The organism is Heyndrickxia ginsengihumi (assembly GCF_011008565.1).
Lineage (GTDB): Bacteria > Bacillota > Bacilli > Bacillales > Bacillaceae_C > Weizmannia > Weizmannia ginsengihumi.
In genome coordinates this window covers 1-24,791 of sequence record NZ_JAAIWK010000001.1, presented here as the reverse complement: position 1 = coordinate 24,791, position 24,791 = coordinate 1, and the positions used below count along the sequence as shown (strand labels likewise).

The window sequence follows — 24,791 nt, the reverse complement described above, 5'->3', positions numbered from 1 at the left end:
TACGACAACCGTAAATCTTTCTAGTAAGAATGGAAAAGGAAAAGTAGCAAGCTGGATTTTTTTATCATAAATGCCTGTCCAAACCCATAAGTTTGATAATAGGTCTATCAACTAAAAACGGAGGCAGCAAGTATGAAACCAATTAAACCTATCTTCATCATTGTAATCTTTATACTCTTCCTTTCCTTTCTAGTACCTACTATCATTGTTCTACCTTTCCAAAAAGATGAGGCGAGTGGAAAGCTAAGTGAAGAAAAGAAACATAAAAAGGTAGAGGAAGATCAATCCACGATTGAAGTGACTGTCTATCGAACTGCAAGTAAAAAGATTGACACATTACCGATGGAAAATTATGTTGCAGGTGTTGTTGCTGCTGAAATGCCGGCAGATTTTAAACTTGAAGCGTTAAAAGCACAGGCTTTAACGGCACGCACATTTATTGTTAGCCGTTTATTATATGGGGGAAATAGTGATTTGCCTGAAAATGCGGATGTAACTGATGGTGTAGCAGATCAGGCATATTTAAGTAATGATCAATTGAAACAAAACTGGGGGAATCAATACGATCAAAAAATGGAGAAAATAAACAAAGCCGTACAAGAAACGGAAGGAAAAGTGATTGTGTATAACGGAAAGCCGATTGATGCAGCTTTCTTCTCCACTAGTAATGGATACACTGAAAATGCAGAAGATTATTGGTCAAATGCAATTCCATATTTAAAAAGCGTGCCAAGTCCTTGGGATAAATCATCCCCAAAATTTTCAAAGCAGGAAACGGTTCCGATCGCCGATGTTGAACAAAAATTAGGTGTCACACTAACAAATGATACTGGAACGGTCCTTTCAAGAACAGCAGGGAAGCGGGTAGCTAAAATTAGAATTGGGGGAAAAATATTTACCGGGAGAGAAGTTCGGGAAAAGCTTAATCTTCCATCATCGGATTTTACATGGACTAAAGAAGGTAATCATTTAATCATTACGACGAAAGGATATGGGCACGGTGTAGGTATGAGCCAATATGGTGCTAACGGTATGGCAGAAGAGGGAAAAGATTGCGATAGCATTATTAAGTATTATTATAAAGGTGTCAGTATTGTGCCAATAGAAAAAGTTGCAAACAATAAATTAATGGCTACAAAGTAGTGAAGACGAATAAAGTCTAGCATCACCCTAAATAGATATGGTAAATTACCTATCATTTTAGGATGGTGCTAGATTTTTTTTGTTTTTTTTTTAGTGGTCATGCATAGAATAAAGATTTTTGTCGAAATATAATACTTTAAAAATTTTTCTATGAAAATGTATAAATCTATGAAGATGTGTTCACAATGGTTGCTGAGGTGATGAAAATGAGAGAGGAAGAAAAGAAACAGCCTTCTCAATTAAAGCGTTTTAAGAATATCTTAAAAAAACGGTGGGTATATCCAGCAATCTATTTAGCAAGTGCAGCTTTGATTATTGCAGGAATTTTATGGTATCAGTCAGTGGGGAGCCATTCAGCAAAAGAAAAATTCTCTAACGATGGCAATGCATTAGTAGGACAAAACAAATCAGACAACGAGGCGATTGAAGTAAATAAAGCAATAGAAAACTTTAAAATGCCTGTTGATCATCCAAGCTTAGCTAGCATTGAAAAGAAATTCTATGATCCAAATGCTTCTGCAAAAGAACAGGAAGCCGCTCTTGTAGTATATGGTAATACGTACCAACCAAATCAAGGAATCGATATTACGATGAAGAATGGTAAATCGTTTAACGTTGTTGCGGCTATGGGCGGAAAAGTATCAGAAGTAAAAGAAGATTCTGTTTTAGGAAATGTCATTGAAATTGATCATGGTAATGGCGTTGTTACGGAATATCAATCAGTTAAAGACATTGCTGTTAAAGAAGGAGATTCCGTAAAACAAGGTGAAACATTAGCAAAAGCTGGGCAAAGTGAATTAAATAAAGAAGCTGGAACACATCTTCACTTTGAAATTCGTAAAGATGATATTGCAGTAAATCCAGTGTCATACTTTAATAAACCATTAAGCTCAGTTGAATTACCGAAAAACAACAGTGATGAAAGCACAAGCACTGACCAAAAAGAAACTACTAACAATACTGACAGCGATAATACCCCATCTGCTAATGAAAATGCAGGAGAATAATTTACAATTACAATAAAGTGAATCTAATAATAAAGAGTGTCTGGTGTCATATAGGCTTCCAATATAAACAATTAATATTGGGGTATGATATCAGACTTTTTTGTTATGACTTTGTAATCCGCATGTACAATCCAGTGAATAAACATTAATTCAAGCTTTATAAAGAGAAAAAGTTCACTATATCTTGTCCTTTCTTGCTTGATTGTGCATATATTTTTACCCAAGCTAATAAAATGTTACAAACTTAGCAAAAAGCGAGAGGGTTTGAGGTGAGCAATCGTTAATTGGACTTATTTTATTTAGTTATAGACTTGTTTAATCCTTGCAATACCAGAAAGTCTTTTTACTTTCTGTCGCATGTCTTTAGAATCTATTCTTATTAGGCTGCGGGATATAGTACGAATTGCGAGTAGCGAGTCTCATTTCACACTCCTCACATCCAATTTGGGGAGGGCGAGCAGTGTGCACGATTACATCAAAGAGAGAACTATCAAGATTGGAAAGTATATCGTGGAGACGAGAAAAACCGTTCGTGTGATTGCGAAAGAGTTTGGCGTGTCCAAAAGTACTGTCCATAAAGACTTAACAGAAAGACTGCCAGAAATTAATCCAGATTTAGCGAACGAAGTAAAACATATTCTTGATTATCATAAATCGATTCGACATCTAAGAGGAGGAGAAGCAACAAAACTAAAATATAAAAAAGAAGAACTACAAAGCAATTAATAGTACAGATTTAGGGCCTGAATCTCCTCTTACAGTTTTATCGATGGAGTGTCTAGGTCCTTCTTCCTTTTAAACGGTTTAGCATCCATTTTTATTGTTACGAAAAAGCCCCTTTACATACTTTTCATGTGTCACGATCTCTCTAATTAAGTATTAACATCTTCAAATAAAGAAAGCACGATCACTAATTGTTGAAAGTTTATCAGTTAAACCCATCTTAAATAAAGACAGCCGTATGAGAATCCATTATCGTACTAACGTTTTTATGTTGTCTGTTTAAATTAAAGTCAAAAGTCCTATTGAAAGAAAAATTATTTTTAACAATCTTATCGAAACTGGACAAGAATATGATAAAATAGATAATTAGGGAAAACAGACATAATGATGGGTTTAAGATAAATCGTTCTTGCAAAAAACATTGAAAAATAAGGAAGGAGCAGACGCATGTTTGCAAAGGATATTGGGATAGACTTAGGAACTGCAAACGTTCTAATACATGTAAAGGGCCAAGGGATCGTGTTAAATGAGCCTTCGGTAGTAGCTATAGATAAAAATGCGAACAAAGTATTAGCGGTTGGTGAAGAAGCAAGGAAAATGGTGGGGAGAACCCCAGGAAATATTGTAGCAATTCGACCACTTAAAGATGGAGTTATTGCTGACTTCGACGTTACAGAAACAATGTTAAGACATTTTATTAACAAGTTAAATGTAAAAGGCTTATTGTCTAAGCCCCGCATTTTAATTTGCTGTCCAACTAATATAACGAGCGTGGAGCAAAAAGCTATACGCGAAGCGGCAGAAAAAAGCGGCGGAAAAAATGTTTATTTAGAAGAAGAACCTAAAGTTGCCGCAATTGGAGCGGGAATGGATATCTTCCAGCCAAGCGGTAATATGGTTGTAGACATTGGTGGGGGAACGACTGATATTGCTGTGTTATCAATGGGGGATATCGTAACAAGTTCATCGATCAAAATGGCCGGTGATAAATTTGATAACGAAATTTTACAATACATTAAACGAGAGTATAAATTGCTCATTGGTGAAAGAACAGCTGAAAACATAAAAATTACAATCGGAACCGTATTCCCAGGTGGGCGTAACGAAGAAATGGATATTAGAGGCCGTGATATGGTTTCAGGGCTACCAAGGACGATTACGGTGACTTCTACAGAAATTGAAAAAGCATTACGCGAATCTGTTTCTGTTATTGTTCATGCAACAAAAAATGTATTAGAAAAAACACCGCCTGAACTATCTGCGGATATTATTGATCGTGGTGTTATTTTAACAGGTGGCGGGGCACTATTACACGGTATTGATCAGCTTTTAGCGGAAGAAATTAAGGTGCCGGTATTAGTAGCGGATAATCCAATGGATTCAGTTGCCGTTGGGACAGGAATTATGCTTGAAAATATTGATAAGATTTCAAAAAGAAAATTTGGCTAAAATGCCTTTATGAACTAGAATAAATCAGTAAAAGATGATGTCATCTTTTACTGGTTTATTCTTCTTATATTCTTTCTTTGAGGTGAAGAGCATATGTTAAGAGGTTTTTATACAGCTGCTTCAGGTATGATTGCACAACAACGGAAAATCGATATGTCAACAAACAACTTATCCAATGCGGATACCCCTGGGTATAAGACCGACCAATCTTCGTTAAGGGCGTTTCCAAAGATGCTGATGCAATACATTGATAAACAGGGTACGACAGGTATTGGGAAGGCATCTATTGGTTCACTTGCAACAGGTGTATATATGCAAGAAGCAACTCCTCTCTTCAAGCAAGGCAGCCTTGAAGAAACGAATAATAAAACCGATTTAGCGATTGAAGATAATTCCACTGATTCTACTAGTAAATTATTTTTTCCGGTGCAAGCAAGTGATGGTACAGTGAAATATACACGTGACGGTAATTTCTCTGTCGATCAACAAGGGTATTTAACGACCGCGAGCGGAAACTATGTGTTAGATGATAACGGTAATAAAATTCAAGTAAATGGCACTGACTTTTCTGTAAATGAGGATGGGCAAATTACTTCTGAAAATGGACAGGCTATTGCAAGGATTGGGCTTAGTTATGCAAAAGATCCAAACTCATTAGAGAAGGATGGAGATGGGCTTTACCATCTTGAAAATAATGCTACATTGCCTAATGCTTATAATCAACAGAATGGCTTTCAAATTAAACAAGGGTATTTAGAATCCTCAAATGTAGATGAATCGCAAACAATGACAGATATGATGACAGCCTATCGTACTTTTGAAGCAAACCAGAAAGTTGTACAAGCTTATGATCAAAGTATGAATAAAGCTGTTAACGATGTCGGAAGAGTAAATGGTTAATAGCGAGGAGAAAAAATCATGAATCGATCAATGATTACAGCTACAAATTCATTAAGTCAGTTGCAAAAAAAGCTTGATATCATCAGTAACAATATAGCCAATTCTGATACAACAGGCTTTAAGAAAAAAGAAGCGACATTTACGGATTTATTAGTACAGCAGTTCAATAATCAACCAGACTCAAATAAAGAGACTGGCAGACTAACTCCTACGGGGATTCGTATTGGTGTTGGATCGAAGGTTGCGAAGTCTGATATGGTTACAGCACAAGGAAGTTTGGAACAGACAGACCGCTCGTTAGATATTGCTTTCACGAAGGAAAATCAATATTTAAAAGTACTTGTCCAAGATAATGGCAAAAACGATGTGCAATTTACCCGCGATGGAGCCTTATATGTTTCACCGGTAGGGAATAATGAGATGATGCTCGTGAATAGCGACGGGAATCCTATACTGAATGAAAATGATCAAGCTATTACCTTTAACAAGGATGCTCAAAAATATAATATTGATCAAAATGGGAAACTGACAATAACGTATGCAAATGGACAGTCAACGAGTGTTAATCTAGGTGTTGTCTCTGTACAAAATCCTCAAGTTCTAGAACAAGCTGGAAATAATTTATTGAAATTACCGCAAAATCTAAATACCAATCTCACAAATGTTTATACGAATTTAACCGGAGCAAACCGAGCTAATATTTCTATAGAGCAAGGTTCCTTAGAAAAGTCAAATGTTGATATAGGAACAGAAATGACTGATCTGCTTAAAACAGAAAGATCTTATCAATTACAAACGAGGGCGATTAATATTGCGGATCAAATGATGGGTTTGGTCAACAGTATGCGCCAATAATAGAGAATGATTGAAATACCTCAGAAAAAATAAGGGGGTTCTAATTATGTTAGATTTACAGCAAATAAAGGAAATTATCCCACATCGCTATCCTTTTTTATTAATCGATAAAGTTATTGAATTTGAAGAAGGTAAAAGAGCTGTTGGAATTAAAAATGTTACAGGAAACGAAGACTTTTTTAATGGACATTTTCCTGACTATCCTGTTATGCCGGGGGTTCTAATTGTTGAAGCATTGGCTCAAGTAGGAGCAGTTGCAATGTTAAAAAAAGAAGAAAACCGCGGGAAACTAGCACTGTTTGCAGGTATTGATAATTGTCGTTTTAAACGTCAAGTTAGACCGGGCGATCAATTACGTCTCGAAGTTGAAATGACGCGTTTAAAAGGGCCAATTGGGAAAGCAAAAGCTGTTGCAACAGTAGATGGCGAACTTGCTTGTGAAACAGAAATAATATTTGCTCTTGGCAAATAGCTTTCATTATATGAATGTTTAATTATAAAGGGAGACATGTTCATCTGAATGTTGTGATGGAGTGTCACCCTTTTTTTAAAAGAGGGAGATTAAGATGATTATACATGGTCATGAAGTAAAGGGCAGTGTATTGGATTCTGAAACACGATGTGTCCACTATCATAAAAAAATTGATAGAATTGCGATTAAGTTCTACTGTTGTAATACGTACTACCCTTGTTATGAATGCCACGAGGAGCATGGTTGTGGGAAGCATAAAGTATGGCCAAAGGAACAATTTGATAAGAAAGCCATATTATGTGGAGCGTGCGGCTACGAGCTGACGATTCACGAATATTTGCATTGCCGATCCAATTGTCCAAATTGCCAAGCATCCTTTAATCCGGGATGTAATTTACACAGACATCTATATTTCGAGGTAGAAGGCTAAAGTTTTATCATTTTATGGTGCGGGTGATTCTTCACATTATTTTCGATTTAAACGAAGTTTGAATTCCTGCACAAGCTCCTTCCCTTGAAAGCCTTCGCTTACTAATGCAGTCAAAATTTGCTCCACATGATCATCATTTTTTCGATACTGAATATGCCCTTCTAATAAGACGCTCATGGCGTCCTGGAATTTTTTAATACCACGGACATTGGTCGTTAATGAAGCAGGATCATTGCTTTCATGCGTAATAACGACATCCACTTCCAATGCTCTTTTGTTTTCTTCAGCTTCAAGAAAATACGGATGATATTCAAGCGGTGTATAAATTTCAATTAGCCATGTGCCTTTTCCATCCTCTTTATTAATGATTAAACCGTCATAGAAAGAGATTGGTTTAAGCGTATCTGCTTCAACAATATGTAATGAGACGATTTTAAACGTTTTCATACACTTTCCTCCGAGGTTATTTGCCCAAATTATAACACATTCATTAGCAAAATAGATAATAACAAAACAGGATTTCTTCCCATTTTAATCAGAAAATTCACATACCCCCTTTAGATTTAAGTCACAAAAATGTTGCAATAATAAATAAAAAACATTTTAAGATTATAAAACTGTAAAAAAACACATTTTTTATCAAAGTAAATGTAATTTTTGCGGCAGAAGCGTACCGGAAAGAAGAACATGCCCATTTTACGATAAATATGATTATGAGTAATATATGAATCAAGGAAGGGGGTGTGCTTATTGATTAATCAAGTCACATTAGTAGGAAGGCTGACGAAAGACCCGGAAATCCATTATACATTAGAAGGAAAGTCGGTTCTTAATATTATATTGGCATTAAATCGTCCTTATCGAAACCAATTTGGTGAGTTTATAACTGATTTTATTCAATGTACACTATGGAATAAAGCTGCAGAGAATACGGCGAAATATTGTACGAAAGGATCTATCGTCGGAATAGTAGGAAGACTTCAAACGAGATACTATGAAAATAAAGAAGGGAGGAAAGTGTTTATAACTGAGGTTATTGCAGATACCATTAAATTTTTGAACAGGAGACGTATAGAAAATAGCATGCTAGAAGAGATCGAACAAGATGGTTAGGTTAGCGTGATGATTTTATTCGATCAATAAAAAAGCGATTCTTGCAATCGCAAAAAAAAATTTAGTTTAATCTAAACTGAAATTTCCATTCAATATTGTATCCTCAAATATTCCTCATCAGATAGATTGATTTTAAACGTATTGCCCTCTTTTATTTACCTCATAATACTCTTCATATTTTGTTTCAGCTGTTACATAACGGCTGATTTTTTATGAATTTGATTGTCTATAATTGCCATTCTCGATTTCTTGGAGAAGCTAATTAAAAGGCTTTTTTGTGAATTTAGAGACTCTTCAAAAAAAGAGCAAATGATTTCCGCTCCAGGATGCTCGCTTTTCTTTGGTGGGAGCTGAAGATCCTCGCCACTGTCCGTCTTTGGGCTTTCAGATTTGTAAATGGTTTAAATAAAAATTAAAGTAGTTCTTTTCAAATCCAATGAAAAACGGAAATGATTAAATTCATTCCCGTTTAAGTATATTAAAAGACCCCTTGCTGTAGTGAAACTAAGTTTTTAAGATCTAAATCGGATAGTTCTGTTATCCAGTCATCACTTTGAATAATTTCATCATTTAGAGCTTGTTTCTTTTCAAGCATCGCGTCAATTTTTTCCTCCAATGTCCCAGTCGTGATAAGTTTATGGACATGGACGAATCGTTTTTGCCCGATACGGTACGCTCGGTCTGTAGCTTGATTTTCTACAGCAGGATTCCACCAACGATCATAATGTATGACATGATTAGCCGCAGTTAAGTTTAAACCTGTTCCGCCAGCTTTTAAGGAGAGGAGAAAAATTGGAAATCTCCCATCTTGGAACTGTTCAACAAATTGATCGCGTTTTGCTTTAGGCATACTTCCATTTAAAAAAGGCACATTCAATTGGAATTTTTCCTTTAAGATTTGCTGAATCATTTCTCCCATGCCAATATATTGTGTAAAAATTAAGCAAGCCTCGTTATTATTAATAATCGTCTGCACTAAGTCAGTTAATTTTTCGAGCTTAATGGAGCGCTCGACTAATCTTCTAGGTTCGTTTTCTTTTAAAAAGAGTGCCGGATGATTGCATAGTTGCTTAAGACGATTAAGCATTTGTAAAATGAGCCCTTTTCGTTCAAACCCAGATAATGTTTCAATTTGTTGGAACGTTGTTTGAATAAGCTGCTCATATAAGGATGCCTGTTCTACAGTTAGCGGGCAGTATTCCTTTTGCTCTAATTTATCAGGGAGATTTAACTCTACTTCAGGATCTTTTTTGGTTCTTCTTAATAAGAATGGTCTTATTAAGGATTGCAATTCACGAATTTTTTCAGGTGCTTCATCTTTTTCAATAGGCAAAATAAATCGTTTCTGGAATTGTGAGAATGTCCCTAGAAATCCTTTGTTTGCAAAATCAAAAATGGTCCATAGCTCAGATAAGCGATTTTCCATTGGTGTTCCCGTTAAAGCGATATGATGCGTTCCCTTTAATTTCCTAATAGCCTGTGACTGTTTTGTTTGAGGGTTTTTTATGTTTTGCGCTTCATCTAAAGCTAACGTACTCCATTCAATAGTGGATAGTTCTTCATGATCAATATGAGAAAGTCCGTAGCTAGTAAGGACAACATCTATATGATCATATTGTTCTTGAATATTTTCTTTTACTCGATTTGCCCCATAATGAAGCGCAACCTTTAAGTGAGGAGCAAATCGCTCAAATTCTTTTTGCCAATTTCCTAGAACAGATGTTGGACATACAATAAGGGCTGGTGTTTTAGGTGATTCGCTTTCTTTTACATGTAACAAATAAGAGATCAGTTGGATTGTTTTACCTAATCCCATATCATCCGCCAAAATTGCACCAAAACGAAATGTCCTTAAAAAGGATAGCCAATTTAGCCCTAATTGTTGATAAGGCCTAAGTTGCCCTTGCAGTAATTCAGAAGCTTTTATATTTGGTATATCTTGTAAATTTGTAAGTTGATGAATAAATTGCTTCAATGAACGATTTAGTTCAATCTGTATATTGGCGAAGGCTCTTGGGCTTACTTCATCTATTTGTGAAGTTTCAACAGGTGCGAGTTCTTGTTCGAACAAATCCTGCATGCGTAGACCTTCCTTTTTCGCGCGCATCATTAGTTCTTGCAGAGATTTAATCATTTTTGGATCGAGTGTAATCCATTGACCGTTAATTTTAACTAGCCGGCGATTTTGTTCAATTAAAAGTTTAAATTCCTCTTCTGTTAATTCGGCACCATTCATTGACAGACGCCAATCAAAATCGAGCATAGCATTTAAACCGACAAAGGATGGTCGATAATTTGTGCTTGTTTGCTTTATTTTTGCTTTGATGCGCAAACTTGTTTCTTTAATTGTAGTCCACCAAGAAGGAAGTAAAATTTCAACGCCTAAGTATAATAGCTTTTCACTTGCATGAATTAAAAATTCCCAAGCTAGCTCTTCCTCCAATGATGTTGCTAAGTGACCGTTGTGTTCCAGCCAAGGGAAAAGTTTTATCCAGCGCTGTTGTTCTTTCTTAATATCATCCTCGAATACTAACCATTTTTTGTATAGTTTCTGTTTAGGATAGGAAAGAAAACGTTCGGGATTTTGTTTATCACGCAAAACGGTTTCTAATATCCATGGCTCATGATCATTTATTGGTTCTGTCAGGCGCAATCCAATTGAAAAGGGAAAGTCAGCATCATCATTTAGCCATTTTTTTATACGGCCCTCATCAAAATAAGCGATTAAATCCTCTTTTGTTAATGTTTCATGGTTCAAACTGTTTAATTTATTTTTAAGGGAATGATGATGGCTCACATAGTGTTGAATGGAATGGTGAAACCATGATTCCAGTATGGACTGAACGGAAATCCCGTCAACAGATTGTTCCCAAAATCCAGGGGTAAACTCGTTAATCACTAGGCTGGGAAGCTCCATGTGGGCTGCTTCCTCTTTGCTATTTATTAAATGCGGGAACCACGCACCGTCCATAATGGCTTCATACATTATGGGGGCGGCGGCCAAAAAGATCTGTCCGAGTTCATTCCAATCCCACGCTATAAGAGAACTGAAACTTTCTTTTCCTAAAAGAGAAAGTAATAAAAAACCATCTAATGCAACGCCATTATGATCTAAGTATTTACTAGTTGGAATTAGGGTGCCATAATAGCTCTCTTCATGCCAAATAAATAAAGATGGTTTCCATACATTGGGATCCACTTCAATCCCATCTTTACCATCAACAAATAAAAAATAATGTCCGTTATCCATATGCGTAATATTTATAACAAATTCTTGATCATTCAACATCGATGAGTTTTCCCTTTCTACATTCTTCCTGAAATGCACGTAATCGTTTTGTACGATTAACTAAGTGATTGAAAAAACGGTCCCAATCCAACATACGGTTTCTTTTTTTATACACAGTTCGCAATTTTTTTAAATAACGCACTGCTTTTTTATAAGAGCTTCGATTGCGGCTGGAAATGAGATGTTCAATGGCTTCATGGTATAAAGGCATGACCATTTGCGGGGCTTCTTTTGCAATGATAGTCAATTTTTCTTTATCAATTAAGTCGATTTCTTTTGCCGATAAATGTTGAAGCTCTACCCATTCCCGAAATTTTTTTTGAGAAAATAAATAGGAATCATATTTATAATAGCTATAAGGTAAAAGGCCCCTGTATACTTTTTCCAATAAATAAGGGTTTTTTTCCATTAAAGCAGCTTCACCGATTGATTGTAAAAATAAACGTGTAAAAGATTGCCGTTCGTAGCTGCTATTAGTATCTTGAAAAAATAGAGGAAGCATTGCCAGTGCACAGTTGATATACCGATATTGTCTCTGAAATGCTTTTTGGATTTTTAATTCCTCTATCCAAAAAGGCATAAACAGTATGAGTGTTGGGTCATCATTCATTAATTCTTTTAAAAATGAAAGTGCTCTATCATCATCCTCTTCTAAAAAAGATAAATGAATGAAGGCCATAATATTAGGAATTTCAATTTTTTCTTTTGTATTGATGTCATGAATAAGGCGTTCATTCCATCTATTCCATTCATCATGTCTCCAACTGGATGATCTAAACAAACGTGACCAAAGTAATCTATAAAAATGAAATAGGGACGAATAAAAATACGAGCTAGACTCTATTAGAAAATGGCTATCGTCTCGTAAATATTGAATGTAGGGATCAAAAGCAAACGGTGCTGATGTCACAGACAATTGGTTTAATGATTCCTCGGCTTCTTGTAAAAGGAAGTCGAAAAGGGAAGATAGACCGTGAAATTCATTTTCAACACACACACCATTTAACCATTTTAAGGCCTCATAGGCAGCAAACAATCGATAAAGCGGCTTCCATTCCCTCTCTACGGGAATAAAATCGAGTAAACGCCGATAGTTACGTTTTACGGATGTTTCTAGAAAATATTCATTACTAATATTTGCATCTTCGAATGTTTGCTTAAAATAATGCAACCATGCGTCAATGCCTTTACTCAAATCGGGCGGGACTGCCTCATTTAATAAATCACTTGCTCGTTTCACCGTTTTTAATATATCGAAAGATTGATCCTGGCTCTTCCATTCTTGAACCCATTCAAAGACACTGCTATTTTCACTATAGGCAGAAAAAAACAGTGCAAGTTGATGGCGGCAAATTCCTTCTTGCGGACAAGAACATTGACTATTTAAAGGTTCGTTCATATTTAGTGTAACATCAACAGGAATAACATCTTGTACTTTTCCACTGATATAGGTAGGGGGATTATATTGTTTTTTATAAACATGATTTTGCCTGTATAACAATAATCCTTTTTGAACAAGTTTTTGATGGTATTCACTTGTTGGATGAAGGTTTGCTTGAAGTTCTTTAGAAAAATTGTTCAGCTGATCTGACATCATAATATGAACCCTTCCTTAAATCAAGTGTATTATTTTCATTGTATGACATTATCCGCATTTAGAAAAGAGAGATGATAGTTTGAAGCGGATTTCTAAAGATGTGATTGTTGAAATAATGATCTTTTCTCTTCAATAATGTGATAGGCAGGCATGAAACGAAAGCTATTATCAGTTTTATATCAGCAAATAAAATATGTATATTTTTTGAAATCTCTTATATTTCGGTTATTTTTCTGGTATAGTATAAGTGACTTATATTATCCTTTATTGTATTCTGTATGCCATAAAAATTTTAATGAAGTATTAAAATTTATTAAGTATAATTTTAAATATCGTTTATAGAGAAACTTGGAAAGTAGTTCGTCATTTTATAGCTAAATGAGGTGATCATATGAAAAAGAACCATGATCATTTGAAAAAGGTAATATCCAGTTTTTCAGCAATGGGGATTAAAACATCTTATACAAAATCTCGGTTAGAGTTAATAGAGATTCTTGAAAATTGTAAGTATATAACAGCAGCTCTTAAAAAATAATTTCACTAGTGAATTGAAGTAATGTTTAGCCAATTTTATTATAGCACAGATAACAGAACATGTTGAAAATAGTCGGAAATTATTTCCGGGGAAACTGTAATTGTCGAAAAAGATTAGATATCGTAACTAATAGTAGAAAAATGATGATTCTTGTTTCTGATTTTCTATCATACAATTATATTAAAATAAAAATGACGGTAAAGTATCTATCTTTTAGTTCTATTTCTTGTGCCCATTTTTTGTCTCTTCTTGTATGATTAAATATATTTTTGTTCACGGGAATGGAAGCAGATGGGGAGTCCTCCTGCGGGATCAGTGTGCGGTAATAGATTCTCGGTGGAGGAGAGGTGGTTTACGTACGGACCACGCGCAGAAAGCGAATCGCAAGTATAAAAGAAATATAAAAAATGAGGAATGGTTTTAAACCATTCCTCATTTTTTATGATAATACTTTTGAATTTGTCAGTGGTATAGGCGGTTGTGCTTCACGTTTTACTTCTTGAAAAGCATGTTTTTTTACTTCAATATACTTAACATGGAGATCTTCCATGTCTTTAATGATAAAGTCGAAACCTTCTGATTGAATGATATCGCCTTGCTTCGCTTCGTAATTTTCGGTTAAAACCCAACCACCAATTGTGTCCACTTCTTCATCAGAGATATGGGTTCCTAGCAGGTCATTAACTTCACTAATCAATACTTTTGAATCGATAATATAATGATTCTCCTGTACTTTGCGAATAAGTGGGACTTCATCCATATCAAATTCATCACGAATCTCGCCAACAATTTCCTCTAAAATATCCTCAACAGTAGCGATACCGCTTGTTCCGCCGTATTCATCAAGTAGAACGGCCATATGAATTCTTTCTTTTTGCATCATGATCAGTAAATCATTAATTGGAATCGTCTCGATGACGCGAATGATTGGCCGAACATAAGATTGAATGGTTGGTTTTTCTCCATTTTTTTGATCAAGTAAGTCTGTAAGAACTTCTTTTAAATTTACAATCCCAATAATATGGTCTTTATCTCCATCAATCACTGGATAGCGAGTGAATCTTTCTTGCTGAACTAATTCTAAAAATGATTCAAGGGAGTCATCTTTAGAAAGAGACACAACTTCAGTACGCGGGACCATAATTTCTTTTGCAATACGATTGTCAAATTCAAATATTTTATTAACATATTTAAATTCTGATTGATTAATTTCTCCGTTTTTGTAGCTTTCAGAAAGGATAATCCGTAATTCTTCTTCTGTATGCGCCACATCATTTTCTGAAGCTGGTTCAAATCCTGTCATTTTAGTCACAAGGCCAGCTGAGCTGTTCAGAATCCATATAAACGGGTACATTATACGGTGAAATATCATTAATGGTCTTGATGCTAGAAAAATAATCTGTTCTGCTTTTTGGATAGCAATTGTTTTTGGTGCCAATTCACCAATCACTACGTGAACAAGCGTAATAATGGCAAATGAAAGGAAAACGGAGACAACGGTTGTCACAGAGTGTGGCAATCCGATTATTTCAAATAGCGGATCAAGCAGTGTTGATACCGTTTCTTCCCCGATCCATCCTAGCAGTAATGAAATAATTGTTATACCAAGTTGACAGGTAGATAAATATTCATCAAGATTTGAAAGTAATTTTTTTACCGTAATTGCTTTTCTGTTTCCTTCTTCAATCAATTGATCAATTCGTGAACTACGAACTTTTACGATCGCAAATTCTGAAGCTACAAAAAAAGCGGAAAGTGCGATTAAAATGAAAATCAGCACCAATTTAAATATGTCCAAATAAGTTTTCCTGTCTCATGTGAAATGGGACAGGAGTCACCTCCTGTAGTTTTCAATTTAATAAGATTAAGAATGACCAACCACTTGTTTAGTTAATAATAAAGAAAGTGATTCAACGAGTGCCATACTATCTTTAGATAGACGTTTGCACAATGTATGTTTTTGGTCATCTGAGAGTTTCTCTAAACTTGGTACAAATTGACTTAATTCGATATTTAGTTTTTTCATTTGTTCAGAAAAAAGATCTACTTGTTGAGCCAAAAGTTTTTCATTCAATTCATTGTTCTTTCTCCACTCCATTTTTTGACGAATCGTTTCAAGCGGAAAATGGAGATGTTTGCATTCAACAATAAATTTTAAATCCTCTAATGCCTCTTCATCGTATATGCGATAATTTGCATTTGATCGCTTTGGCTGCAATAATCCTAAATGAGTATAATAATCGATCGTTCTTTTTGAAACATTGGCTAATGAAGCTAATTCTCCTATTCGATAGACTGCCCCATCGGCTCACCTCGTTTCTTTGCTATAGAATCATATATTATAAATATTATAGAGAAAAATAACCGTACAGTCAAACGTTACAGTTTAAAATATAAGATAATTGTGAAAATTCAATAACGTACTATTTACATATATATTATGGATAGGAGTTGTCCATTATGCGATGATTTGCGAAACAAAAAAACCTCCTTTTATTCGGAGGTTCCTTCTTGTAATTGATTCACTTTTTGAACTTTACGTACTTCGATGTAGAGTACGTGTGAGCCTTCCATATCGGCTACTTTGAATTCATATGTCTCAAAAAGGATAATATCGCCTTTTTTTAAGTCATATTTTTGTGTCAGTAACCAACCGCCAATTGTATCTACTTCTTCTTCTTCAATGTTTGTTCCTAATAAATCGTTGACATCCTCGATTAAAAGTTTTGCATCAAAAATAAAATGATCCTCACCAAGCTTTTGTATAAGAGGTATCTCGTCCTCATCAAACTCGTCGCGAATCTCACCAACAATTTCTTCTAAAATATCTTCGACAGTGATAATTCCTGCTGTGCCACCATATTCATCAAGTAAAACTGCCATATGCGTATGATCCTTTTGCATCCTTGCAAGGATCTCTTGAATTTGTACGGTTTCAATTACATGTATGATGGGATTGATATAAGGATCAAGTGGTCCTTCCAATTCAATTTGAGAAGCGGAAAGGAAATCTGTTAAAATTTCTTTAATATTAATGAATCCGATAATATTGTCCTTATCACCATCAGTAACCGGATATCTCGTATATTTTTCCTGTTGAACAAGATCTAGTACAGCTTTCATATTGTCACTTTTATCAATACTAACAACTTCAGTCCGCGGAACCATGATTTCTTTTGCAATTCGATTATCAAATTCGAAAATATTATTCACATATTTATATTCGGATTGATTGATTTCTCCGCTTTTTAAGCTTTCTGAAAGGATAATTCTTAATTCTTCTTCTGAATGTGCGATATCATGATCAGGTGAAATACTAAACCCAAGCGCCTTTGTCACAATCCGTGATGAATGATTTAACGTCCATGTGAATGGAAACATAATTTTATTTAAAAAGATCAGTGGTTTTGCCACTACAAGCACAATATTTTCTGCTTTTTGGATTGCAATATTTTTCGGTGCAAGTTCACCTACAACGACACTCAAAAATGTAATCACTAAAAAAGAGATAACAAAGCTTAAAAATTGTAAGATTGTTGTAGGAACATGGATTTTGTTTAATAACGGGTTTAAAATAATTCGTAAAGTTGGTTCACCTAGCCACCCTAATATAAGGGATATTACAGTGATACCTAATTGTGTTGTTGATAAATAACTATCTAAATTGGTAATTACTTTTTTGGCAGCTGTAGCTTTTTTGTTGCCTTCTGCAATTAATTGATCGATTCGTGATGCACGAACCCTTACTAATGAAAATTCAGAGGCTACGAAAAAAGATGTTGCTCCGATTAGTAATACAATTATGATAAGATTGATCGTCAGCATGTTTTGTCTTGCATGAGAAGTTTGTGATTGTAAACATCTCAATCAAGCAAGACAAGCACCTCCTTAAAAATAAAACTCATTTCATTATATATACCGATCGGAAATATAATGGATGTTTTCGATCGGTTCTTCCTTCATGAGTTGAAATGAAATGGTTGTATAAAATAAGTATACTATAGATTTCTTAAGTATGAATGTATATGAGTACACGTCATATAATAAATTCGTTGCTTTATAATTCCTTTATCCATTATATATACTTTACTTGTAAAGATTTTTGATACATTTGTTTATTTTGTTAAATTCGTTGCTGGGAAATTCAGCGTATGATACAAAAGTTCTAAAAAAGTCGTATTTAAAAATGGAAGTTTTTCTTGTTGTTCATTATAATTTTAAAGTGAATGTGTTGAACTGTACTAACATTTTTATAAAAATTTGTTAAAATGAGAATATAATTTTTGCTTTAGGAAATTTTTCCATATTTATATGTATTTTTCATATATTGGTGTCGCACAATCGGAGGTAAATTAATTGAAAAACCATGCAGGTAATCGGGGACTCATATATGTTCATACAAATGAAGTGAACCATTATGTATTATCCTACGGAATAGAATTCCGTGAATTCTATCATGCTTTTCCAAAATTAACAAATCTTCTTCTTTTACGTCATCAATTCGATTCAGGCATGTTTAATCTGCACACACTTTTTGAGTATGTTGATGAGGAAACAGTTGACCGTTTAGTGGAAGATGATGTCTATCGCTACGGGGACTTCTGCTGGATTGATTTTGAAGATGAAGAAGGCCTTGACTTGCTAGAAGGCTACGAAATTGCAGAACTGCTTTATTTAAGCCATATTAAACATCATCTGCGAATGCCGTTTTATCGGAAGCTAAACAATCGTTTTGTCTACTTAGCTCAAGACGATGGCTGGTTTAATAAAACGTATTATCGCTCAATGGATGATTTTTATAAAATGCTAGGTGATGTTATATCCTTAAGAATAAACGAAATAAAGGGTGATAAATCACTTCTTTTTGCGCGGAGAAAGAAGAAAAATTTACCGCCCGTACCTGTTGAAGTATTAACGCCGTTTATTACGAGCATGAAAGAGGGAATGCTGATTTCTTTAGATAATAGCCTGCAGACTCGAGCGCAAATTGAAATTCCCGTATGGATAATTGGTGACTTTCATGATATGGACGAAATGTATGAAGAATACTTATCAATAGTGGATAGACCAGTAGATGGTAAACTTATCTTTGATCACAGATCTAGAGAATGGAAAGTGTTAATTAAATAAAACAGAGAAGGGAAGTAGCAAAAAAATCGCTAGTTCCTTTTCTTTGTCATTTACAAAAAGCTTCTGTATATACCTTTGCTATTTGCCTATGTCGAATAACAAACGAAAAATAAGATGTTTGCAAGTGCAACAAAGAGAAAACTCTTTTCCATTTCGGTGTTGTTTTTTATAAAAAGGGGAGGGCACAAGGGTGGCGTGGTTGTATCTATTTATTGCGGGAATAGCAGAAATTATTTGGGCGATGGGATTAAAGTATTCCCACGGGTTTACAAAATTAATGCCAATCGTCATAACAGTCGTATTCATTTTAGTAAGCTTTGTTTTATTTGCAAAAGCGACAAGCACTATTGAGATTGGAACAGCATATGCGGTTTTTACGGGAATTGGTGCTGCAGGAACAGCTATAATTGGTATTTTATTTTTTGATGAAGAGGGAAGTTTTGTGAAGTGGTTTTTTCTAATTTGCCTTTTTATTGGGATTATCGGATTGCGGTTTTCTGAAGGAAACAATAAAGGAGAGTGAATAGTATTGGCGTGGCTTTACTTAATAACAGCTGGTGCAGGGGAAATTGCTTTCGTTCTCTTTATGAAAGTTTCTAATGGATTTAAACGCCATACTTATACTGCTCTCTCAATCATAAGTTCTTTAATCAGCTTGTTTTGTCTCTCTAAAGCGCTGCAAACCATTCCATTAAGTACTGCCTACTCAATATGGACGGGAATAGGAGCAGCCGGCAGTGTTTTAATAGGAATTATATTTTTTCGTGAAGGTAGAAGCTTACGTAAGCTGTTATTTATTATTTTAATCATTATAGGTGTTGTTGGTTTAAAAATTGTAGAATAATGGATATACACAAATGCCCTATTTTCTCATACAATAGGGAAGGAAACTATCGGAAAGTTATTTCGACTAGATGATGTTTGTTTTATTGAAGGCTGTTTCGAAAACTTTGTTGTTTTTCGATTAAACTGTTCATAAGTTGATTGGAGCGGAAGGTGAGAAACTTCACAGGAATAACGGGACAGGTGAGACTCTGTAGGCGAAAAGCTCCGCAAAGGTTCAATGTCCGTTCGCGGAAAGCGAGAATTCTTGAGCGGAAATCAACTACTTATTTTTAAATAAGCAAAATCTATTTAAAAACAACAATCTTTTAGAAAAGAGTCTATTTCAAAGTGGTAAAATAGAAACATCTCGTAATTATTGGAGGATCATAATGAAAAAGAAAATTTGTTTATTATATGGTGGGAAGTCAGCGGAACATCAAGTATCATTGCAGACTGCCAAAGCTGTTATTCAAGCCTTGGATCATGAAAAATATGAGGTGCATCCAATTTTTATTACAACAGAAGGTGCTTGGGTGAAAGGACCGTTATTAAACGGCCCGGTTGAGGATGTCAAGCAGTTAGAATTTCATTCCGGAGAAACAGTTGCACCAACTGCATTATCTACATCTTTGTCAGAAGCAGATAGCGGTTATGATGTAGTCTTCCCACTTCTTCATGGGCCAAATGGAGAGGATGGAACAGTGCAAGGTTTATTAGAATTGTTGAATCTTCCTTATGTAGGAAATGGTGTGCTTGCATCTGCAGCAGGTATGGATAAAGTTATTATGAAAAACATTTTTGCTCAAGCTGGTCTTGAACAAGTAAAATATGTATCATTTATTCGAAGTGCGTGGCAAGATGCACCTGAAAAGTGCTATGAGGAAGTAGAGACTGTAACAGGCTATCCTTGCTTTGTGAAGCCTGCAAATCTTGGCTCCAGCGTAGGTATTAGTAAATGTACTAATCGTGCAGAATTAGAGGCAGCCTTTGCAGAGGCATTTAACTTTGACCGCAAAATTATTGTTGAAGAAGGCGTCATAGCACGCGAAATTGAAATTGGTGTGCTTGGAAATGATGATCCGAAATGTTCGGTAGCAGGTGAAATAGTACCAAAAACAGATTTTTATGATTATAAGGCTAAATATCAGGATGGGGATACGGCATTAGTTATTCCGGCTGAGGTTTCCCAAACCGTCTATGAAAAGCTATCTGCAGCAGCAATCACAGCATTTAAAGCATTAGATTGTGCAGGGCTTGTCCGTGCTGACTTTTTTGTAACAAAAGAGGAAAGAATTATCATTAATGAGGTTAATACAATGCCAGGTTTCACTCCTTTTAGTATGTTTCCGCTTCTTTGGAAACATAGCGGTCTTGAATATCCACAATTGATTGAAAAACTTGTGGAACTTGCGATTGAAAAGCATAAAGAAAAACAAAATATTAAATATACACTTTAACATTTTGGGGGTCTGATACTAATATGGTGTCCGACCCATTCTGTTTATAGTGTGGGATTTTGGTAGGAGGTCATAATTAATGATTAAAAGAACTATTCAAGAAATTGCAGCGATGATAAATGTTGTGAGTGAAATCGACGCTATAGCAGACATCACTATTCAAGGTGTTAGTATTGATTCGCGTAAGATTGAAAAAGGTAATTTATATATTCCGCTTAAGGGGAGTAATGTAGACGGACATAAATTTGTGGAAGACGCAATTCGTAAAGGAGCGGCAGCATCTCTTTGGCAAAAGGATGTCCCAAATCCGCCAACTGATCTGCCCCTTATCGTAGTGGACGATGTCCAGCAAAGCCTTCAAGAACTTGCAAAGACTTATCGAAAACAATTAGATATTAAAGTTGTTGGCATCACTGGTTCCAATGGAAAAACAACGACGAAAGATATGGTTTCAACTGTTTTAAGTCAAAAATACAAAGTCCAGAAAACAGAAGGAAATTATAATAATCATTTAGGACTGCCTCTAACTATTCTTTCTTTAGATGAGAATACAGATATCGCCGTACTAGAAATGGGAATGAGTGCAAGGGGGGAAATCTCGTTATTAACAAACATTGCCCGTCCAGATGTTGCAATCATTACAAATATTGGAGAAGCACATATTCAAAATTTAGGTTCACGGAGAGCAATTGCAGATGCAAAGCTTGAAATTGTTGAAGGATTGCCGGATGGTGGTTTATTAATTTACATAGGAGATGAACCGCTTCTTCAAGAAAAAGTACCGCATATCACCGGTATTGATACGAAAACTTTTGGAAGAAGTCTATCGAATGATGTATATCCTGTTCACATTACGCAGCAGGAAACAGGAAGCAGCTTTAAAACCAATCTTGACCCTGAAGTAGAATATTTTATTCCTGTTCTTGGAGAATACAATGTTGTAAATGCACTTTCAGCTATTTTAGTTGGAAAAGAATTTTCATTAGAACCGCAAGTAATTGCATCAGGTTTACAAGCTTTAAAATTAACAGCAATGCGCATGGAAATGATTGATGGAATCCGTGGATCTAAAGTCATTAATGATGCTTATAATGCAAGTCCAACTTCAATGAAAGCGGCGATTCATTTAATCGAAAATTTTTCAGGAGCAAGACGAAAAATACTTGTTTTGGGGGATATGCTTGAGCTTGGTGAAAATGAAAAACAATTCCATACAGAAATTGGTCAAGCTATTGATGCTGAAAAAATCCAATTTGTATTTACATATGGAGAGCTTGCTCGCTATATTGCAGAAGGAGCCCGTGATTCATTTCCAGAAACACGTATTTTTTCATTCACAAATAAGGATGAATTAATTCAACGGTTACAAGCAAGAATTGAGGAAAATGATCTTATATTGGTAAAAGCATCACGTGGAATGAAATTAGAAGATGTTGTTAAGGAAATTTCTCTTTAAAAAGGAGCACATTGTTGCTCCTTTTCATATAACCTTTTTGCATAAAGGGAGAAGGAGAGATATTAAGGGGATGAAAGATAAGATTGAACATCACCAAGCTAGGATTTACTTTATATGTATATTTATAGCAGCAGGATATGGATTGATATTTCCTCATTCAGCGGCCGCTTTACATAAATGGGTTTCTATTGTGATTGCGATTGTATTGTTTAGTATGTTTTCTCAAATTCCCTTTCCCTCATTTACACATGTTTTTCGGAACCGCCGTTTTACTATAGCCCTCCTGCTAGTAAATTTTGTTGTAGTTCCAATCGTTGTCTGGGTTTTATCATTTTATCTACATAACGAGCCGCGACTACTGTTGGGAGTATATTTAGTTTTGCTCGTTCCTTGTGTGGACTACGTCATTATATTTACTGCCCTAGGGGGTGGAAATGAAAAGTTGATGTTACTGTCAACACCCATTCTATTTGTTTTACAAATGGTTCTCTTACCAATATTCTTAATGTTGTTTTTAGGAGAAAATGCAGAAGGATTTGTTCATGCTAAACCATTTATTACGGCTTTTGTGGATTTGATCGTGATCCCTCTTGGAATTGCTGTTTTTTTACAAATATACGCAAACAGATCGTCTACAGGTACTCAGTTAGTAAGGGTTTCCTCCTGGCTTCCGGTTCCTTTTATGGCACTGACACTTTTTATAATTGTAGCTTCACAACTAGCAAAGATATTAAATGAGTTCAATATAGTTATAAAGGTTATTCCTATTTATGTAGCTTTTATGGTGGTTATGCCGATTATTTCAAAATATATAGCAATTATGTTCAAATTAAATATATCTTCAGGGCGTACACTTTTATTTAGTGGAAGTACTCGTAATTCACTCGTTGTTCTCCCTTTGGCATTTGCATTGCCAGAACATGAACGGGTGATCGTCTCGGCTGTTATCGTAACGCAAACGATTGTTGAACTAATTGGTGAGTTGATATACATTTGGCTTGTACCTAACATATTATTACGTGAGACACCATATAAGAAAAGGGCAGACACTATATGATGTCAGCCCTTTAAAATTGTAGACAAATTCTAAAAGAAGAGAAATGACATTTGCGTGCAAAGAAGCGGTTTAGGAGAAATATTTCTGAGCCCTTTTTGTCATTCTGTACATTCATTGTTACTGGCTAGATTAAGAGAGTATATATACATTTCTCCGCTTCGTCCCACTGCGCGGCGGCCTGTGTCGACAAACCCACATGATTTATATACATGCTGGGCAGCAAAGTTCTGATGATTAACGGCGAGAACCACTTCATTTATGTTAGGGTAGTATTTTTTTATAAAATTAGGAATTAATCTGAGTGATTGGGTTGCAATCCCTTTTCCTTGAAAAACGGAGTTGATGGAATAAGCTCGTAACAGGATGGCATCATGATGGTCACTAAACTCTTTCGTTCCTTCTCCCTCATGTAAAACAAAAAAGCCAACAGGTTTTTCATTATAAAAAATTAAGATTGGATGTCGCTCTTGGTCCTGTTCGCAAAATTTTAATGCTTCAATAGGTGTCTTTGTAAAGGCTTTTTGGTTCTCTAATAGATGATAATCTACTAGGGAATCTTTATATGTTGGATTATAAAAATCTAAGTAAACACATTTTGTCTGTAAGTTTTCCATTATGTTCATCTCCAATCTTTCTGTTAAATGACATTGTTAACTGTTTTGACTAAATATACAATTAATTTTGACATTTTCCCGAAGGACATTCAATATATAATGCAGAAGTTATTAGATTTATTTTTTACTCTATAATTTATTGTACAAAGTATCATGCTAGCTATTTCTACCAGTGGCTTGTAGTTACTAGATAATTTTCCTTTTTGGAAGAATGGATGAATTACTATATTACAAATATATTTTTCTGTAAGGATCTTTCTACAGAATAAATTAATCAAACGTTTGATTAAATGCTTAAAGTCATCGATTAAGTACAGGTTTTTAATGAAAATAGGAGTCTCTAACCTTTTTTTGTAAAAAGCGTTGACAATTTGTTTTGGAATTGGTATATTATTAAACGTTGCTTCTAAACAAATTGATTAGAAGTAGCAAATTAATAAAATGTATTGACAGTTAATCGTAATTCTGTTATATTTGAAAATACATCTTATAAATCAAAAGTCACTTAAATAAAAAAGTGTTGACAACAACAAATTATTTTGATATAATAATCAAGTCGCTGTTAATCAACTAAAAAGTGATTGATCTTTGAAAACTGAACAAAACGAAACGTCAATTTTTTTATGAGCTTATATCAAACATCTTTTTGGAGAGTTTGATCCTGGCTCAGGACGAACGCTGGCGGCGTGCCTAATACATGCAAGTCGAGCGAACTGATGAAGAGCTTGCTTTTGATCAG

Annotated in this window: 23 protein-coding genes and 1 rRNA gene; 17 read left to right on the top strand and 7 right to left on the bottom strand. The window is 35.0% G+C overall.

Annotated features, from left to right (window positions below; all coding sequences use genetic code 11):
• The first annotated feature begins 132 nt into the window (after nucleotides 1–132).
• The 8 genes from spoIID (at nucleotide 133) to G4D61_RS00085 (ending at nucleotide 6,979) form a co-directional block, all read left to right on the top strand.
• On the top strand, nucleotides 133–1,143 hold the full coding sequence (spoIID, locus tag G4D61_RS00120; RefSeq protein WP_025727671.1) for a stage II sporulation protein D: 1,011 nt from the start codon (nucleotides 133–135) through the stop codon (nucleotides 1,141–1,143).
• Nucleotides 1,144–1,349: 206 nt separating this feature from the next.
• Complete coding sequence (gene spoIIQ, locus G4D61_RS00115) at nucleotides 1,350–2,150, top strand: stage II sporulation protein SpoIIQ (RefSeq protein ID WP_025727672.1); 801 nt, start codon at nucleotides 1,350–1,352, stop codon at nucleotides 2,148–2,150.
• Nucleotides 2,151–2,612: 462 nt separating this feature from the next.
• Complete coding sequence (spoIIID, locus tag G4D61_RS00110; RefSeq protein ID WP_025727673.1) at nucleotides 2,613–2,876, top strand: sporulation transcriptional regulator SpoIIID; 264 nt, start codon at nucleotides 2,613–2,615, stop codon at nucleotides 2,874–2,876.
• Between the two features lie 444 nt (nucleotides 2,877–3,320).
• Nucleotides 3,321–4,322 carry a rod shape-determining protein gene (locus tag G4D61_RS00105; RefSeq protein ID WP_025727674.1) on the top strand — a complete coding sequence of 334 codons (1,002 nt, stop codon included), beginning with the start codon at nucleotides 3,321–3,323 and terminating at the stop codon, nucleotides 4,320–4,322.
• Between the two features lie 93 nt (nucleotides 4,323–4,415).
• Entirely contained in the window at nucleotides 4,416–5,222 is an 807-nt protein-coding gene (locus G4D61_RS00100) for a flagellar hook-basal body protein (RefSeq protein WP_025727675.1), read from the top strand.
• Between the two features lie 18 nt (nucleotides 5,223–5,240).
• Entirely contained in the window at nucleotides 5,241–6,077 is an 837-nt protein-coding gene (locus G4D61_RS00095) for a flagellar hook-basal body protein (protein ID WP_025727676.1), read from the top strand.
• Between the two features lie 46 nt (nucleotides 6,078–6,123).
• Entirely contained in the window at nucleotides 6,124–6,549 is a 426-nt protein-coding gene (gene fabZ, locus G4D61_RS00090) for a 3-hydroxyacyl-ACP dehydratase FabZ (protein ID WP_025727677.1), read from the top strand.
• A gap of 94 nt (nucleotides 6,550–6,643) precedes the next feature.
• Nucleotides 6,644–6,979: a CHY zinc finger protein gene (locus G4D61_RS00085; RefSeq protein ID WP_081749985.1), complete on the top strand. Its 336-nt coding sequence runs from the start codon at nucleotides 6,644–6,646 to the stop codon at nucleotides 6,977–6,979.
• A 36-nt stretch (nucleotides 6,980–7,015) separates the two neighbouring features.
• On the opposite strand, the gene G4D61_RS00080 is transcribed toward G4D61_RS00085, so the two are convergent.
• The gene (locus G4D61_RS00080; RefSeq protein ID WP_025727678.1) at nucleotides 7,016–7,426 is read right to left on the bottom strand and encodes a YwpF family protein; all 411 of its coding nucleotides are present in this window, start codon (nucleotides 7,424–7,426) and stop codon (nucleotides 7,016–7,018) included.
• 303 nt (nucleotides 7,427–7,729) lie between these two features.
• Between G4D61_RS00080 and G4D61_RS00075 the strand changes: the two genes are divergently transcribed.
• A complete protein-coding gene (locus G4D61_RS00075) occupies nucleotides 7,730–8,092 on the top strand; it encodes a single-stranded DNA-binding protein (protein ID WP_025727679.1) in 363 nt (120 codons plus the stop codon).
• Nucleotides 8,093–8,570: 478 nt separating this feature from the next.
• Here G4D61_RS00075 and G4D61_RS00070 read toward each other — a convergent pair whose 3' ends face one another.
• Nucleotides 8,571–11,381, bottom strand: a complete 2,811-nt coding sequence (locus G4D61_RS00070) for a DEAD/DEAH box helicase (RefSeq protein WP_025727680.1) — start codon at nucleotides 11,379–11,381, stop codon at nucleotides 8,571–8,573.
• Nucleotides 11,371–12,975 carry an SWIM zinc finger family protein gene (locus G4D61_RS00065; RefSeq protein WP_025727681.1) on the bottom strand — a complete coding sequence of 535 codons (1,605 nt, stop codon included), beginning with the start codon at nucleotides 12,973–12,975 and terminating at the stop codon, nucleotides 11,371–11,373. Before G4D61_RS00065 ends, G4D61_RS00070 begins: the two co-directional genes overlap by 11 nt.
• Before the next feature lie 394 nt (nucleotides 12,976–13,369).
• Here G4D61_RS00065 and G4D61_RS00060 point away from each other — a divergent pair, with 394 nt between their 5' ends.
• On the top strand, nucleotides 13,370–13,513 hold the full coding sequence (locus tag G4D61_RS00060) for an Lmo0850 family protein (RefSeq protein ID WP_163172962.1): 144 nt from the start codon (nucleotides 13,370–13,372) through the stop codon (nucleotides 13,511–13,513).
• Nucleotides 13,514–13,952: 439 nt separating this feature from the next.
• Here G4D61_RS00060 and G4D61_RS00055 read toward each other — a convergent pair whose 3' ends face one another.
• The 3 genes from G4D61_RS00055 to G4D61_RS00045 form a co-directional block, all read right to left on the bottom strand.
• Complete coding sequence (locus G4D61_RS00055) at nucleotides 13,953–15,311, bottom strand: hemolysin family protein (RefSeq protein ID WP_025727682.1); 1,359 nt, start codon at nucleotides 15,309–15,311, stop codon at nucleotides 13,953–13,955.
• Between the two features lie 66 nt (nucleotides 15,312–15,377).
• Nucleotides 15,378–15,800: a MerR family transcriptional regulator gene (locus tag G4D61_RS00050; RefSeq protein ID WP_035348398.1), complete on the bottom strand. Its 423-nt coding sequence runs from the start codon at nucleotides 15,798–15,800 to the stop codon at nucleotides 15,378–15,380.
• Nucleotides 15,801–16,006: 206 nt separating this feature from the next.
• Entirely contained in the window at nucleotides 16,007–17,338 is a 1,332-nt protein-coding gene (locus G4D61_RS00045; RefSeq protein WP_025727684.1) for a hemolysin family protein, read from the bottom strand.
• A 531-nt stretch (nucleotides 17,339–17,869) separates the two neighbouring features.
• On the opposite strand from G4D61_RS00045, the gene G4D61_RS00040 reads away from it, so the two are divergent.
• The 6 genes from G4D61_RS00040 to G4D61_RS00015 all read left to right on the top strand — a co-directional run bounded on the left by G4D61_RS00040 (nucleotide 17,870) and on the right by G4D61_RS00015 (nucleotide 23,438).
• Complete coding sequence (locus tag G4D61_RS00040; protein ID WP_025727685.1) at nucleotides 17,870–18,643, top strand: hypothetical protein; 774 nt, start codon at nucleotides 17,870–17,872, stop codon at nucleotides 18,641–18,643.
• Between the two features lie 190 nt (nucleotides 18,644–18,833).
• Entirely contained in the window at nucleotides 18,834–19,166 is a 333-nt protein-coding gene (locus G4D61_RS00035) for a DMT family transporter (RefSeq protein WP_025727686.1), read from the top strand.
• Nucleotides 19,167–19,172: 6 nt separating this feature from the next.
• Nucleotides 19,173–19,487, top strand: a complete 315-nt coding sequence (locus G4D61_RS00030; protein WP_025727687.1) for a DMT family transporter — start codon at nucleotides 19,173–19,175, stop codon at nucleotides 19,485–19,487.
• Between the two features lie 370 nt (nucleotides 19,488–19,857).
• Nucleotides 19,858–20,925 (top strand): D-alanine--D-alanine ligase, encoded by a 1,068-nt coding sequence (locus G4D61_RS00025; protein WP_163172960.1) that lies wholly within the window; start codon nucleotides 19,858–19,860, stop codon nucleotides 20,923–20,925.
• 79 nt (nucleotides 20,926–21,004) lie between these two features.
• A complete protein-coding gene (locus tag G4D61_RS00020) occupies nucleotides 21,005–22,381 on the top strand; it encodes a UDP-N-acetylmuramoyl-tripeptide--D-alanyl-D-alanine ligase (RefSeq protein WP_025727689.1) in 1,377 nt (458 codons plus the stop codon).
• Between the two features lie 70 nt (nucleotides 22,382–22,451).
• On the top strand, nucleotides 22,452–23,438 hold the full coding sequence (locus G4D61_RS00015; protein WP_035348406.1) for an arsenic resistance protein: 987 nt from the start codon (nucleotides 22,452–22,454) through the stop codon (nucleotides 23,436–23,438).
• A gap of 98 nt (nucleotides 23,439–23,536) precedes the next feature.
• Here G4D61_RS00015 and G4D61_RS00010 read toward each other — a convergent pair whose 3' ends face one another.
• On the bottom strand, nucleotides 23,537–24,052 hold the full coding sequence (locus tag G4D61_RS00010) for a GNAT family N-acetyltransferase (protein ID WP_035356067.1): 516 nt from the start codon (nucleotides 24,050–24,052) through the stop codon (nucleotides 23,537–23,539).
• A gap of 643 nt (nucleotides 24,053–24,695) precedes the next feature.
• On the opposite strand from G4D61_RS00010, the gene G4D61_RS00005 reads away from it, so the two are divergent.
• Nucleotides 24,696–24,791: ribosomal RNA gene (locus tag G4D61_RS00005) — 16S ribosomal RNA — on the top strand; the annotation flags it as partial.

Coding starts and splice junctions, on each gene's coding strand:
- spoIID (WP_025727671.1), top strand. CDS start 133: ATGAAACCAATTAAACCTATCTTCATCATTGTAATCTTTATACTCTTC.
- spoIIQ (WP_025727672.1), top strand. CDS start 1,350: ATGAGAGAGGAAGAAAAGAAACAGCCTTCTCAATTAAAGCGTTTTAAG.
- G4D61_RS00105 (WP_025727674.1), top strand. CDS start 3,321: ATGTTTGCAAAGGATATTGGGATAGACTTAGGAACTGCAAACGTTCTA.
- G4D61_RS00100 (WP_025727675.1), top strand. CDS start 4,416: ATGTTAAGAGGTTTTTATACAGCTGCTTCAGGTATGATTGCACAACAA.
- G4D61_RS00095 (WP_025727676.1), top strand. CDS start 5,241: ATGAATCGATCAATGATTACAGCTACAAATTCATTAAGTCAGTTGCAA.
- fabZ (WP_025727677.1), top strand. CDS start 6,124: ATGTTAGATTTACAGCAAATAAAGGAAATTATCCCACATCGCTATCCT.
- G4D61_RS00085 (WP_081749985.1), top strand. CDS start 6,644: ATGATTATACATGGTCATGAAGTAAAGGGCAGTGTATTGGATTCTGAA.
- G4D61_RS00080 (WP_025727678.1), bottom strand. CDS start 7,426: ATGAAAACGTTTAAAATCGTCTCATTACATATTGTTGAAGCAGATACG.
- G4D61_RS00070 (WP_025727680.1), bottom strand. CDS start 11,381: ATGTTGAATGATCAAGAATTTGTTATAAATATTACGCATATGGATAAC.
- G4D61_RS00065 (WP_025727681.1), bottom strand. CDS start 12,975: ATGTCAGATCAGCTGAACAATTTTTCTAAAGAACTTCAAGCAAACCTT.
- G4D61_RS00060 (WP_163172962.1), top strand. CDS start 13,370: ATGAAAAAGAACCATGATCATTTGAAAAAGGTAATATCCAGTTTTTCA.
- G4D61_RS00045 (WP_025727684.1), bottom strand. CDS start 17,338: ATGCTGACGATCAATCTTATCATAATTGTATTACTAATCGGAGCAACA.
- G4D61_RS00025 (WP_163172960.1), top strand. CDS start 19,858: ATGAAAAAGAAAATTTGTTTATTATATGGTGGGAAGTCAGCGGAACAT.
- G4D61_RS00020 (WP_025727689.1), top strand. CDS start 21,005: ATGATTAAAAGAACTATTCAAGAAATTGCAGCGATGATAAATGTTGTG.
- G4D61_RS00015 (WP_035348406.1), top strand. CDS start 22,452: ATGAAAGATAAGATTGAACATCACCAAGCTAGGATTTACTTTATATGT.
- G4D61_RS00010 (WP_035356067.1), bottom strand. CDS start 24,052: ATGGAAAACTTACAGACAAAATGTGTTTACTTAGATTTTTATAATCCA.